General features: G+C 72.4%; 10 protein-coding genes. 5 read left to right on the top strand and 5 right to left on the bottom strand.

What is annotated here, in order from left to right; all coding sequences use genetic code 11:
• Position 1: 1 nt before the first annotated feature.
• Both FS770_RS01975 and FS770_RS01970 read right to left on the bottom strand, forming a co-directional pair.
• Complete coding sequence (locus tag FS770_RS01975) at positions 2-451, bottom strand: Rv3235 family protein (RefSeq protein WP_144942127.1); 450 nt, start codon at positions 449-451, stop codon at positions 2-4.
• A gap of 99 nt (positions 452-550) precedes the next feature.
• The gene (locus FS770_RS01970; RefSeq protein ID WP_145009526.1) at positions 551-1447 is read right to left on the bottom strand and encodes a LysM peptidoglycan-binding domain-containing protein; all 897 of its coding nucleotides are present in this window, start codon (positions 1445-1447) and stop codon (positions 551-553) included.
• Between the two features lie 86 nt (positions 1448-1533).
• Between FS770_RS01970 and FS770_RS01965 the strand changes: the two genes are divergently transcribed.
• Positions 1534-2247 (top strand): hypothetical protein, encoded by a 714-nt coding sequence (locus FS770_RS01965; RefSeq protein ID WP_244944691.1) that lies wholly within the window; start codon positions 1534-1536, stop codon positions 2245-2247.
• A 13-nt stretch (positions 2248-2260) separates the two neighbouring features.
• On the opposite strand, the gene FS770_RS01960 is transcribed toward FS770_RS01965, so the two are convergent.
• Positions 2261-2476 (bottom strand): helix-turn-helix domain-containing protein, encoded by a 216-nt coding sequence (locus FS770_RS01960; RefSeq protein ID WP_055084862.1) that lies wholly within the window; start codon positions 2474-2476, stop codon positions 2261-2263.
• A gap of 228 nt (positions 2477-2704) precedes the next feature.
• Between FS770_RS01960 and FS770_RS01955 the strand changes: the two genes are divergently transcribed.
• Genes FS770_RS01955 through FS770_RS01945 form a run of 3 tightly spaced genes read left to right on the top strand, consistent with a single transcriptional unit; the run spans position 2705 to position 6693 of the window.
• On the top strand, positions 2705-3367 hold the full coding sequence (locus FS770_RS01955; RefSeq protein WP_145009523.1) for a CpaB family protein: 663 nt from the start codon (positions 2705-2707) through the stop codon (positions 3365-3367).
• Positions 3364-5088 carry a CpaE/TadZ family protein gene (locus FS770_RS01950; protein ID WP_145009520.1) on the top strand — a complete coding sequence of 575 codons (1725 nt, stop codon included), beginning with the start codon at positions 3364-3366 and terminating at the stop codon, positions 5086-5088. The genes FS770_RS01955 and FS770_RS01950 overlap by 4 nt, the downstream gene beginning before the upstream one ends.
• Positions 5089-5109: 21 nt before the next feature.
• Entirely contained in the window at positions 5110-6693 is a 1584-nt protein-coding gene (locus FS770_RS01945) for a sensor histidine kinase (protein ID WP_145009517.1), read from the top strand.
• A gap of 224 nt (positions 6694-6917) precedes the next feature.
• Here the strand turns inward: FS770_RS01945 and FS770_RS01940 are convergent, their stop codons facing one another.
• Positions 6918-7166 carry a WhiB family transcriptional regulator gene (locus FS770_RS01940; RefSeq protein ID WP_055084871.1) on the bottom strand — a complete coding sequence of 83 codons (249 nt, stop codon included), beginning with the start codon at positions 7164-7166 and terminating at the stop codon, positions 6918-6920.
• A gap of 400 nt (positions 7167-7566) precedes the next feature.
• Here FS770_RS01940 and FS770_RS01935 point away from each other — a divergent pair, with 400 nt between their 5' ends.
• Positions 7567-7998, top strand: coding sequence for a hypothetical protein (locus FS770_RS01935; RefSeq protein WP_144942135.1), 432 nt, complete (start codon positions 7567-7569; stop codon positions 7996-7998).
• A gap of 129 nt (positions 7999-8127) precedes the next feature.
• Here FS770_RS01935 and FS770_RS01930 read toward each other — a convergent pair whose 3' ends face one another.
• On the bottom strand, positions 8128-12642 hold the full coding sequence (locus FS770_RS01930; RefSeq protein WP_145009514.1) for an FtsK/SpoIIIE domain-containing protein: 4515 nt from the start codon (positions 12640-12642) through the stop codon (positions 8128-8130).
• Positions 12643-12773: the final 131 nt, after the last annotated feature.

Here is a 12773-nt window from a genome sequence, read left to right as displayed (position 1 = left end):
TTCAGCCGACCTCGAGGTGGGTGACCCGCCACTGGCGGCTGATCCGCTCGATGCGCAGCGCCACCGCGCGTGCCCGGGTGGTCTCCTCGACCACGAGCGAGGCTTCCCAGCACCCCGGGGCGGGACTGCACACGCGCACGCGACGGATTCTGGAGGCGCGGTGCACGTCGAATGCCGCACGCCGTTCGGGGCACTGCTCCTGCACGAGCTTCAGCATGGCCGCACGCTGCGTGAAGCGCTCGACCACCTCCGGTTCCGTCCACCGGGACAGCTGCGAGGCCGGACGGGTTCCCGCCAGGATCTCCACGGCAGCCTGGCCGATACTGCGCGCCATTGCTCCCACGCGCTCCATCTCATTCTTGCCGGTCAGCGCGGCGGCGGAACGGTCCTGCCGCCAGGTGTAGCCACCCGCGGGAGTGCGGGGTGCGGATTCGGGAACGGCGACGCTCATGGTGTGCTCCTCGTGGTTCGTGGTTCGTGGTTGCTGGTTGCTGGTTGGTGCGATGGGGCCTCTGGCGCATCGGGGCTGCGCGGCGTGCGGTCTGCGGATTCAGCCTCGTCCTGCCTGCGCTGTCAGCAAGTGCGGTGGCACGCGCAGCTGGTCCCCGGGGTGGATCAGGTCCCCGTGCTCGGCGAGGGCGTTGTGCTCCAACCAGGCGCTGAGGGTCTGGGGGAGGAGCGCGTCCGAGACGTCTGGGCCCAGCAGCTGGGACGTGAGGTCCCAGAGGGTGTCCCCGGCCATGACGGTGATGACCCCGTCCGCCACGCGATCCCGGGCGGGAGGATTGGTGGTCGGACTCGTTGTGCCGAGCGGCGCCCCTGCCCGCGTGTCAGCCTGGTCTGTGCTCTGGCCGAGCGGCAGATCCGTGGTCGAGGGCGTGCCTGCGGCGGGCGTCTCAGCCGTGCTCCTTCCGGCGGTGGGCGAACCGTCAGCGGGCAGGTCGGGGCTCTCCGGGGCGTCAGGGTCTGTCGCGGTGTCGGGTTCCGACGCCGTGGCATCCGTGGTGCTGGGCTGCTCGCCGGGCGCTGCGAGCTGCTCCGTGCCCGAGGCCGCGGAACCCCAGAACGGGTCCAGTGCGGCGTCGTCGGCGTGGGCGGGAGCGAGGACCGCGAGCTGGATGCCCACGGCGGCCGCCGTCGTCCGTGCGACAAGGCCCGGGGTGAGCCGAGTGGCCCAGCGCTCCAGGCCGGCCCAGCGCAGCCGTCTCGCGACCGCGGCGACGTAAAGCATGGCCAGTCCGCCGATCCACCACCCGGCCACGGCCAGGCACGTCCCGGCGGCGAGCACGGCGACGGCCAGGGTTGGGTCGTCGGTGGCGCCCGCGGAACGGAGGCGATCGGCCTGCACCCATCCGAGGGCTCCCAGAGGTGCAGCCGCGAGGGGAACCACGAGCCAGAGCGCCGCACGCGGTGACGGTGCGGAGGATTCGATCATTGCTCGTGGCATGTCGGACTCCTGATGATGTTGTTTGATGTCGTTTGATATTTTTAGATCATTCAGAGGTTTCACTCGGGAGTCAATCAAAGAACCAAATGCATGGAGCCGGAACGGGAGAGCGGCTGGGGCCCGAGCGCCCGGTGCCCTACGGTGAAGCGCAGGTCCTGCAGGGGCGCCGCCCCGGAGGGTGGCAGCTGGGCAGGGATCGGCACGGAGAGGCAGAGCTGGACATGCGGTGGGACGAGCTCTTCGAGGACATGGAGGCGCAGCTCGAGCAGGCGCACGTGCGCACCGTCGAGCAGGAGGCGGTGGAGACGGCGCGGGCGGAGCTCTCGCGGCTGTCGCTGCTGGAGCGGCTGGCCGCGCACAGGGAGCGCCCGGTACGGTTGCGACCCACACGGGGCGACACGCTGGAGGGCGTCCTGGCGGATGTTGGCGCGGGGTGGGTCGTGGTGCGGGAACGCCATCTGCAGCACCTGGTTCCGCTGCACAGTGTGGCGTGGTGGGAGGGGCTGCCGCGGCGTTTCGAGGTGCTGCCCGAGAGGTCCACGATCCGCAGACTCGGCATGGGCCACGTGCTGCGGGCCCTGAGCACGGCGCGGGTTCACGTGCGCGTGCTGCTGCAGGATCCAGCCGGTCAGGGTGAGCTGGAGGGCACGCTGGACGCGGTGGGGCAGGACTTCTTCGACGTGGCGGTGCACCCCGAGGACGAGTTCCGGCGACGCCGCGCGGTTACAGCGGTGCGCACGGTCGGATTCTCGGCGGTCGCCCTGGTCTCCTCGCTCGACACCGGGTCGGACGCGCTGTGAATCTCGGCCGAGCTCAGTGCAGGGTGCCCTCGCGCACCGCGGTCTGCGTGCGCTCGTAACCCTGCTGGATGTACTCCTCGAGCTTGCTCTTCTCCACGCGCCACTGTCCGCGGCCCCCCACCTGGATGGCCGGCAGCTCTCCGGAGCGCACCATCGCGCGGGCCTGCGCCACGGAGACGGAGAGGATCTCCGCGACGTCGGAGAGCGTGAGGAATCGTTGCTGCGTCACGGCCCTGTCTCACTTCCTTTGGCGCTGTTCGATGTCGAATCATCGGAGTTCACCGGACATTGTCCCACGTGGGGTGAGTGGGAACCGGCTATCAACAGGATCGACCGGGCATGGAGGCGTGGACATCTCTGTCCACAGTGTGTCCCGTCACACTTTCCAGCGCACTTCCGCGCGGGGCACACTCGGGTGGATCCGGTGGGTGCCGGGCACTGGGGAAAGGATGAGCACATGGGCAGCTCGGCATCGCAGGGGCGGGCATCCAGCACGGCGGCGAGGTTCCGGAAACCGTCCTGGCGTGACCCGCGGCTGCTCGTGGGTCTGCTGCTGGTGCTCGTCTCCGTGATGGGCGTGGTGCTTCTGGTCGCCACGGCCAACAGGAGCCAGCCGTACTACGCCGCCGCCGGGGACCTCGCGGTGGGGCAGCGGATCACCCGAGAGGACCTCACCACCGTGGACGCGCACCTCCAGGACGCGTCCGAGCGCTACCTTTCCGCCTCTCGGGAGCTGCAGGAGAACACCGTGGTGACCCAGCGCGTGGCGCAGGGAGAGCTGGTCCCCGCCACCTCGCTGGGCACTGCCGACGAGCTGGACAGGACCCCGGTGGGCATCAAGCTCGAGACGCCAGTCCCCGCCCAGGCCGGGCCCGGTTCCCACGTGGACGTGTGGGTGGCGCAGCCCAAGCCCACGGGTCGGGGGTACCAGGAGCCCAGGAGGCTCGTTCCGGGCGCGGAGATTGCCCGGGTGGACACCACAGACACCGCGCTCGGCGGCACGGGCGGCGTCACCGTCCACGTGCTCGTCCGCCAGGCGCAGGTGGGCCCGCTGGTGGACGCCCTCGGCAACGACGCCAAGGTCACCCTGGTGCTCGACGTCACCGGGAGCGGCTCGTGAGCATCTCCGTAGCCACCCTGGGGATCAGCACGTGGGAGCTGGTGGACCGGCTCGAACGGCTGCACGGAGACGTCACGGTGGTGCGGCGCTGCATGGACCTGTCGGAGCTGCTTGCCTGCTCGCACACCGGGATGGCGGACGTGGCACTCGTCGCGGAGGGCGCCGAGGAGCTCACAGGGAGTCTGCTGGAGCAGCTCGGCGGCAACGGCGTGAGCGTGCTCGTGGTCGAGGGGCACGACAGCTCACGGCTGTCCCGGCTCGGCGTGGGCAGCGTGGCCGTGGCGGCCTCGGGCGAGGACCTCGCGCAGCGGATCCGCCTGGCGGTGCGGGGATCCGTCGGCGGTCACGCCGGGAACCGGCCCGGCGTGGGGGCGATCGGTGCGACGTCGGCGGCCGCGGTGGAACACGAGGACAGCGCAGCTCCCGATGACGCTTCGGCGGGACAGGGGCGCAGCGGCGACAAGGGCAGTGCCGGCGGGGGCACGGCCGGGACCGGCACGGTCGGTGGTGGCCGGGACAAGCGCGGCAAGGCCGTGGGCCGTGCGGGCGGCGGTTCGTCCGACGCCACGGGGCGGAAGGCCCCCGGCAAGAGCGCTCGCGGGAAGGGACGCGGCCGCGCCGCAGATCCGGCGGGCGTCTCCGACGGCGCACGTGGCAGCGGCTCGGCGCGCGGGGAGTCCCCGTCCGCGGCACAGCCCACGAAGGGGGCTGGAGCCGCCACCTCGGCTGGTCCGGAGATGAACGAGCTCGGCCTGCGGTCCGGGGGGAACACCTGGCGGCCGGATGCTGACGCCGTGTCCGCATCCCCCGGGTCGGCCGAGGTCGGTTCTGGGGCCCGCGGACTCGTGACCGTGTGGGGCCCCGCGGGTTCCCCGGGCCGGACCGTGACCGCCGTGAACCTCGCCGCGGAGGCCGCTCTCCTCGGCGTGCGCGTGCTGCTCGTGGACGCGGACACCTACGCCGCCTCGGTGGCCGCGAGCCTCGGCATGCTGGACGAGGCCGCCGGGCTCGCCCAGGCCTGCCGGCTGGCGGACCAGGGCCGCATGGACGAGGCGGGGCTTCGGCGCTGCGTCACGGCGGTCTCAGTGGCGGGTGGCTCGATGGACGTGCTGACCGGGATCACCCGTCACGACAGGTGGCCGGAGATCCGAGGGTCCGCGCTCGAGAGCGTCCTCAAACGGGCACAGCTGGACTACCAGCTCGTGGTGGTGGACGTCTCCTCGTGCCTCGAGGCGGACGAGGAGATCAGCACGGACTTCCTGGCCCCGCGCCGCAACGCTGCGGCCCTCGGCGCAGTCGCTGCGGCGGACACGGTGATCGCCCTCGGCGGCGCCGACGCCCTGGGGGTGCCCCGGCTCGTGAAGGCGTTGCCCGACCTCTGGCAGGCCACGCCCTCCGCCCGCCTCGTGGTGGTGGTGAACAAGCTGCGACCCGCGGCCGCGGGGCGCTCCGCGGGCGAGGCCGTGCGGGAGGCCTGGGACCGGTTCTCGCCTGGCCACCCCGTGGCCCACACTCTTCCGTGGGATCCGGCCGCGTGCGACGGCGCGCTGCTCGCCGGCGCGGTGCTCGCGGAGACGGCCCCGCGCAGCGCACTGCGGGTCGAGCTGGCCGCCCTCGTGCGCGTGCTGGAGCACCCGGAGGAAGACTCGGGTGCAGCGCAGGCCACCGTCAGGGGGACTAGGCTGGGGCGTCGAATGGGCGCGTGGTTGCGCCGCGGTTGACGGTCGGAAAGCGAGCCTGCCATGTCCTTCACGGACCCCCTGCGAAGCGTCCCGGACTTCGATGCGGGGGACGCCGAGTGGCTGCACCTGCTGGTGGGCGACTGGCAGATGGTCGCAGACCTCGGCGTGGGAGACCTGTTGCTGTGCTTCCCCCGCTCGGTGGTCTCCGCCGCGCAGAGTCCCACGGGCCGGCCCATCCCTACGGAGGACAGCGATTTCCTCGTGCTGGCCCACGCCCGGCCCACGACCGGGCCCACCGCGTACCAGAAGGACATGGTGGGAGAGACCGTTGGCGGGGACGTAGCGCGGACCCTGCGCAGGGCGTGGATCGACCAGCGCATCGAGAAGGTGGGTCCCTCGGAGTGGTCCAGCCTCGCGCCGCGGTCCGTGACCCTGGTTCCGCTCGTGCGAAACAACCGGACGATCGCTGTCGTGAGCCTGACGGCCGAACCCCACCACGACAGGCTGCCCTCCCACATGGAGCTGGTGTACCGGCAGTCGGCGAGCGACCTGCTGCGGATGGCCAACGAGGGCACGTGGCCGGACTTCGCCGTGCGCATCGACTCCAGGCGTGGAGCGCCACGGGTGGGCGACGGCCTGATCCGTCTCGACACGGACGGGGTCGTGGAGTTCTGCTCGCCCAACGGCCTCTCGACGTTCCGCAGGCTGGGCCTGCAGGGGGACCTGACGGGGCAGAACCTGCTCCACGCGGCTCGGCAGCTGAACCTCAACGCCCCGGGGGTGGACGAGACCCTGGCCCCCGTGCTGGCCGGGACCATGCCCTGGCGCGCGGAGCTCTCGGCAGTGAAGGCCTCGGCCTCGTTGCGGGCCTTCCCGTTGCGTCGCGGCACGGAGCGCGCGGGCGCACTCGTGCTGTGCCGCGACGTGACCGAGTTGCGGCGTCGTGACCTGCAGCTGGTCTCCAAGGACGCGACGATCCGCGAGATCCACCACCGGGTGAAGAACAACCTCCAGACCGTCTCCGCCCTGCTACGGCTCCAGTCGCGGCGCATGAACTCCGCCGAGGGCAGGAACGGTCTGCAGCAGGCCATGCGCCGTGTGAGCTCGATCGCCCGGGTGCACGAATCCCTCTCACACGAGATCTCCGAGGACGTGGACTTCGACGACCTCATCCGGCACCAGGTGAAGCTCGCCGTGGAGACGGCCTCCGCCTCCCAGCACGTGCGCACCGAGGTGCACGGGGAGTTCGGACGGCTGCCGTCCAAGAGTGCGACGTCGGTGGCGCTCGTGGTCAACGAGTTGGTCGCGAACGCGGTGGAGCACGGGCTCAGGGACAGCAACGGCACCGTGGAGCTGAGCGTGGCGCACCTGCAGGACGAGGTGGACGCCGCGGGGACCACCCACCGGGTCCTGGAGATCACGATCGACGACGACGGCAGGGGCATGGGGGACACCGTCATCGAGGAGTCCGGAGTGAACGCATACCGCCCTCCGGCCGAGGGGGAGGGGCTCGGGATGCAGATCGTGCGCACGCTCGTGGCGAGCGAGCTGGGCGGCGGCATCAGGTGGCAGCCTGGAGAAACCGGTGGGACCAGGGTGGTCATCACGGCGCGGTTCCCCCAGCAGACGTCGGGGCGGCGCTGAGTCGAACACGTGGGGCGCCCGCCGCGGCGGGGCCATCACCTCCCGGCGCTGCCCTGCAGCGGCCGCGCCAGTTCCATCCGAGCGAGGGCGCGCGGGTTCGCACCGGGGAGTGGGCAGGAACCAGGTGAGGTGCCCCGGACACGCCGACGGCCCGCGCACGTCTCTCTCCGAGAGGGTGCGCGGGCCGCGGAGTGTGGGACGTCAGGTCCCCGGTGCGTGGCTGCTCAGGAAGCGCGGCGGGCGCGGGCGGCGCGACGCTTGAGCGCGCGACGCTCGTCCTCGCTCATGCCACCCCAGACGCCGGCATCCTGACCGGACTCCAGGGCCCACTGCAGGCAGGTGTCCATGACCTCGCACGTGCGGCACACGGACTTCGCTTCCTCGATCTGCAGCAGGGCGGGGCCCGTGTTGCCGACAGGGAAGAAAAGTTCGGGGTCTTTCTCGAGGCAGGCTGCGCGACTACGCCAATCCATGATGGCTACACCGCTCCTTTCAGGTTCGGGTGTGCCGGTCCGCGCACGTGCCGCAGTGCGCGGCGGGCCGTCGCGGCAGGGGGTGCTGGGGAGGGGCACACAGAAAAGGCCCGGGGGATCGGGCCTTTTGGGATCTTTTGGTAGTTTCCCACGTAAACACACCGGAAACAAGAGTGTGAGCGCTACATCACAGGTGGGAAAGATGCGGGTTACTCGCGCGTACCGAGGGTCCGTGGAGACTGCCTGACCTCCCCGTGGGCGTGGGCGGGATGTGCGTTGCGCGGTGGTTGTCGCGGATCACCCGCAGCCCTCTGCTCACGCCCCAGCCGCACGGGGGGGGGAGGGGCACGGGCGGTCACTAGAGTGGAACGTGTCGTTCTTCCATTGAAAGGTCCTGTTCATGCTCAGCCCGGCGTCCCGTCCCTCCCCGGAGCTCTCCGAGGTCCGCCCGCGGACGGCAGGGGTGGTGACTGTGCTCGTGGCACTGGAAGCGGTGGCGCTGCTGGCCGTCGCGGTGGGTCTGATCGCATCGCTGTTCTCGGTCCACGTCCTACCTGTGGGCGGCATCGTCTTCGCAACCCTCGTGATGGCCGGGGGAAGCCTGTGGCTCGCGGCGGCCGCCCGGGGCACGTGGGGTGGCCGACGCTGGCCGCGGGCCGCGGTCCTCGTGTCGCAGGCGTTCCTCCTGATCGTGGCGATGTCCCTCCTGCGGGTGACGCTGGGGTGGTGGGGAATCCTGATCGCGGCGGTCCCCGTCATGACCATCCTGTGCCTCTTCGCCCCGCCCACCACGGCGTGGATGCACCGGACCCGCGATGATGCCGCCCGCTGAATCGACGCGGCACGGCGGCGGTGGCGCCGCTCGCTCGGGACCCGTTCCCGGATGGACAACGCTCGGTCGGGTGGCCCGCAAGTGCTGAAACCATCCCGTACGGCTGACCCCGTCGGCTCCGCCGCGGGCTCACGCACCGCTCCCCCCAGACGGACGCGGCACGGGTGCCGGGCTCTGCAGCAGCTCGACGAGACCGCGGTGCACCCAGAATGCCCTGCCCGCTGGGCCGCCCAGGGGCTGTCCCGTGAGCGGTGCTCCGAACAGGTCGCCGTCGAACGCGCGGCGGGGCCGGAGCAGGAGAGCATCCGCGCGGTGCCGCCACGAGAGCAGGGGCGGGAACGTGGATGTCAGCGAGTCGCTCAGGTGCACGGAGAGCACCAGGCGTGGGCCCGGTCGGCTCCCGGGTGGGCCCTGCGCCTCCCCGTCCGGCCGCTCGGAATCCACCCGGCCGAAATCCTCCCGCGCGGAAACCCGCGGCTCCCACGCCGCCGCCAGGGCACGAATCGCCTCGATGGGCAGGGCGTCAGCGTCGTCGATCACGATGGTCACAGGGCGGGGGATCGCGCGGGCTTGCCGCAGGAGGGTCTCCACCTCCGCCGTTGTCCTGGGGGATGCCCGCACGACGCGATGGCTTGGGGTCAGCGCGGTGGGCCCGGTGTCCGCAGCGGCTCCGAGCCCGTTCGCAGTGCAGGCGGAGCCTGCTCGCGACCCCGCAGTGGTCCGCGTGGTCGCCGTTTCCACGACCCTCGGTGTGGTTCTCTCGCACTCCGACAGGCGTTCGGCGGCGCCGTCGAGGAACGTGGTGCGTCCAGAACGGGCGGGTCCGGCCACCACGAGGGTGGCGCCCGGCCCCCACGGGTGCACGACGACCTCGCCGTGCCGGGAGACGCCCAGGAGCAGGCCCGGGACGGCACGCGCGGGCGGCTGCCACGCCTCGGGCAGGGGGAAGGAACGGGGCCAGGCGTCGATCCCCGCTGACGCGAACGCGGGAACCGGTGACGGGCGTGACCCGGGACCGGGAAGTGGTGCGGTGCCGACCGCGAGCTGCACGACTGCCGAACCGTCCGTCGGCTGGGTGGTGCCCGGAGTGGTGCACCGGGCAGCACCCGGCCCGAAGTAGGCCGCGCGCAGGACGTGGTGGGCCATCGGTGGCAGGCGCGGCCACTGCAGCAGGGCTTCCGGGGCCTGACCCACCGGGAAGTAGAGACGGCATGATCCCAGCTGCGCGGATCGCCCAGCGAGCAGCGCCCTGTCGCCGGCGACGAGGGCGGAGAGCCCGCGTGCAGGACCCACGGCCACGAGTGCCAGCAGCTCGTCCTCGAGGTGCGACCACGCCCCTGAGCGGAGGATCTGGCTGCAGCGGTCCCAGTCGTCGACGGCCAGGACTGCCCGCGGTGGTTTCTCCCCGGCTGCCGCCCCGGTCCGGTCGAGAGCCTCTCGCAGACGCTCGAGCAGATGTGCCAGGTCCGCGGGCCGGTCAGCCCGAGCCCAACCGCGCAGCGCCCCGTGCCGGGGCAAGCCCTCCGCGCTCGCGAGACCAGGGACCTCCGTGCCGGTCGCTGTCACGAGGTAGACCACGGGTGCCTGCTTTCCTCCGCCGGTTCGCGAGGTGCGGGCGCTCGCCGTGAGATCCGACGACGCCGCTGCCGCACCCGTACCCGCGTCCGCGCAGCGCCGGGCGAGCGCGGAAAACGGCTCACGCACCACGGACGGTCGGCCGATCAACAGCAGTGGTCCGTCCGCCCACGGTTCCCACGTGGACCGCCCGCACCAGTGTTCGGCCGGGTTCTCCCCGGGGCCGAGGTCCACGCCGGTGCCCTCGTGCTCTACAGTTCGGGCAGTGCGGGGCAGGGGCAGCGGTACCGCCAGCGACGCGGGGTCCGGTTCCACGGGACCCGCCCACGCCGCGCGGATGTCGGCCACTGCGGCGTCGATGCCCTGCACGGTGTGGTCTGAATGGCCGCCGTCGACCGCCGCTGTCTGCATCGGGCGGTGCAGGGAAGGGAAGTGCATCGTCAGCGGTGCGGGTGCCGGTGGAGACATGCGGGTGGCCACGGCGCACTGCACAGCCACCGGGCCGCCGTCGCCGCGGTGCAGGAACCCGCGCCCAGGGATGGCGGGGATGCCCGCGGCGGCGGACGTCCCGAGCACGTCCATCGACTCCTGCTCCGTGCGCACCCGCAGGCACAGTGCCTGGGTGACGTTGGCGCGGACGTCCGCGGGCAGTGCCCCCTGGGGCCGCTGGGTGGCGAGCACCAGGTGGACGCCGAGGGAGCGGCCCACCGCGGCGATCACGGCCAGCTGCTCGGCGGCGTGCGGGAACGAGTCCGTGAGCATCTTGGCCTCGTCCACCACGACCACGAGCTCCCGGACCACCGGGTCCGGGCCAGCGTGCTCAAGCGCCTGGGCCATGTCCACGAATCCGCACCGGGCGAGGACCCGCTCGCGGCGCTGCAGCTCCGAGCGCAGGAAGGCCAGCGCACGTCGTACCTCGTCGGGGCCGAGATCGGTGAGCAGCGTGGTGGGGTGCGGCAGCGCCGTCAGGGGCGCGAGGGCCGCGCCTCCCTTGAAGTCAACCATTACGAACTCGAGACGACCGGGAGGGGCGGCCGCCGCGAGCCCCAGGATGAGCGTGCGCAGCACCTCCGATTTGCCGCACCCCGTGGTGCCGGCGATCAACAGGTGAGGGTTCTCGTCGTCGAGACCGATCCTCTCTGCGCCCGTGCCAGAGACCCCGATCGCGGTGCTCAGGCGCAGGGAGGTGGTGCCGGGCGCTCGCGGTTGGGCGCGGTTGTCGGGAACGTGCCCCGGTGCGTCGTCGCGCAGGAGCTCGTGCGTGCCCAGCAACCGGGGGAGAGAACGGTCCCCAGCAGTCCCGGCGCGCCCCACCGCACGCTTCCAGGTTCCCAGGGCCCGCGCCGCGGTCTCCCGTGCCACGGTGTCGGCCAAGAACTCCACGGTGACGCGCTGCTCTGCCGCGCACAGACCGGGGACCGCGGTGTCCACCGGGGTCGTGAGGCGGTACCGCGCACCGTGGGACGTGAGGAGGGCTGCCGTTGCATCCGGACAGCCCCCGCGCGCCACGACCACCCGCACCGCGTCCGGCCCCGGTGGCGATGCCCCCGCGTCCTGCGGGGTCAGGACTTCGAGCGTTGTGAGGGCCAGCGGGTCGGGTTCCGTGGCCCGGGTGGACGCGGGTCTCGGACCTGGCTGCACGACGTCGTGGTCAAGCGGGGGATGCCACGAGATCCCCGGGGAGAGAACGAGGCCGTGCAGGGCCTGCGGACCGGTGAACAGCTGAAGCACCAGGGAGTCGAGGACACCGCGCAGCCGTTGCCCGTTCAGCTGGATGGTGAGCGAGGGGACGGCGGCGAGGTCCAGGAGCACGGGAGCGCGGCGGTGGCTCACACTCGCGAGCGGTGTGCCGCGTTCTCTCGTGAGCTGCGCCGCTCGCGGCCCGTGACCAAGCCGCACCCAGCGGGAGTGGCGTGCGGAAGGGGGTGCGGCGTGCCCGTTCGAGGGCTGAAGCGGGACGTGGAGTCCCTGGCGCGTGGCAGGGTCTCCTTGCAGCGCGTCGCACCGCTCCACGACCTCCGCGGACGACGGCGCGGCGTGGGCACTGCGGCGCAGGTCCCGGTCGAGCGCGGCGGCCACCCGGTGCCGGTGCTCCTGGCGGGCGCCCCGTTCCGAGGCCCATCCCGCGAGCGAGGTGGCCGCGCCGAGTGCGCTGAACAGGAGGAAGAACCACCAGCCGGTGGCCACGGCGATGCCGATGCCCGCCACGAGCGGCAGCAGGCCGGTCACCAGGGCGATCCGGCCAGCGTGCCGGCCCGGGTGCTCCAGCCGAAGAGGGCGCGACGGATCGGCCTCCTGCGCCGAGAAACCCGGCGGGGGCAGCGTCGGATCGGGCCAGCAGGTCTGCGCCACCACATCCCGGGGGAACATGCACCGGGCCCAGGACTCGTGCTCACCGTCGGACACGCGCACCCGGTCCCCGTGGGAGAGCACGGTCCCGCGGGGGAGAAGCCGCAGCCCGGAACCGTCCATGACGAGCGTTGTGCGGCGCGAGCCGTCCGTGGCACCGGTGTCGGTGGGTGGAACCGGGAGCAGCCGGGGAACGCCGTCGAGCAGCTCGAGCCGGAACCGGCCCCGCTGCAGCGGGAGCCTCAGCCCGACGGCGTCGCCCTCGACGACGACGAGGTGAGCGACGTTTTCGGACGCCACCGTGGAGGGCCCGTTGCGGCACGCCGTCCGCTCGGAGCCGGCGGGGGATTCTGGGGTGCCGGGATGGCCGGTCCCGGGATGCCCTTCACCTCGCGGGGGCGCAGCATGCGCCGAGTCCGCAGGATGCGGCCCGGAACCTGCCTCGCAGCACGGGGGATCCGCTCGTGCGCCCGTCAGCTTGCCCTCACCATCAGCGGGGCCCGCGGCCCGCAGGACGATCGTGGCGCCGTCGTCCAGGGGCGGGTGCCCCACCCGCGTCAGCTCCAGAGGGACCCCGTCCACGCTGGCTTCGTGACCTGGACCGAGGTGCCGGAGCAGTTCCCGGGCGAGCTCCTGCCCGCTCGTGTCGGCGGGCGCCGAGAGGGACACGGTGTGGAAATCCTGGGACCCGTGCCAGACCAGGCGGAGGGAGAGCTGCATGGGTCCACTGCAGTCGACCCGAGATCAACGGGGGTGGCGCCCCGACGTCCTTGGGGAGGCACAGGACCCACGAGGCTGCCCTGCGGATCGGGGGAGGGCGCTCGCCGTGCACCCACCACAGGGGCGCAACC

This window comes from Kocuria salsicia, from assembly GCF_007681555.1.
GTDB lineage: Bacteria > Actinomycetota > Actinomycetes > Actinomycetales > Micrococcaceae > Kocuria > Kocuria salsicia.
Note: the sequence above shows the minus strand (reverse complement) of the source record. Positions and strands in the feature narration are given on the sequence as shown.

What these genes read in the sequence shown, in the direction of transcription:
- FS770_RS01975 (WP_144942127.1), bottom strand. Translation starts at nt 451, where the DNA reads ATGAGCGTCGCCGTTCCCGAATCCGCACCCCGCACTCCCGCGGGTGGC.
- FS770_RS01970 (WP_145009526.1), bottom strand. Translation starts at nt 1,447, where the DNA reads ATGCCACGAGCAATGATCGAATCCTCCGCACCGTCACCGCGTGCGGCG.
- FS770_RS01965 (WP_244944691.1), top strand. Translation starts at nt 1,534, where the DNA reads ATGCATGGAGCCGGAACGGGAGAGCGGCTGGGGCCCGAGCGCCCGGTG.
- FS770_RS01955 (WP_145009523.1), top strand. Translation starts at nt 2,705, where the DNA reads ATGGGCAGCTCGGCATCGCAGGGGCGGGCATCCAGCACGGCGGCGAGG.
- FS770_RS01945 (WP_145009517.1), top strand. Translation starts at nt 5,110, where the DNA reads ATGTCCTTCACGGACCCCCTGCGAAGCGTCCCGGACTTCGATGCGGGG.
- FS770_RS01940 (WP_055084871.1), bottom strand. Translation starts at nt 7,166, where the DNA reads ATGGATTGGCGTAGTCGCGCAGCCTGCCTCGAGAAAGACCCCGAACTT.
- FS770_RS01935 (WP_144942135.1), top strand. Translation starts at nt 7,567, where the DNA reads ATGCTCAGCCCGGCGTCCCGTCCCTCCCCGGAGCTCTCCGAGGTCCGC.
- FS770_RS01930 (WP_145009514.1), bottom strand. Translation starts at nt 12,642, where the DNA reads ATGCAGCTCTCCCTCCGCCTGGTCTGGCACGGGTCCCAGGATTTCCAC.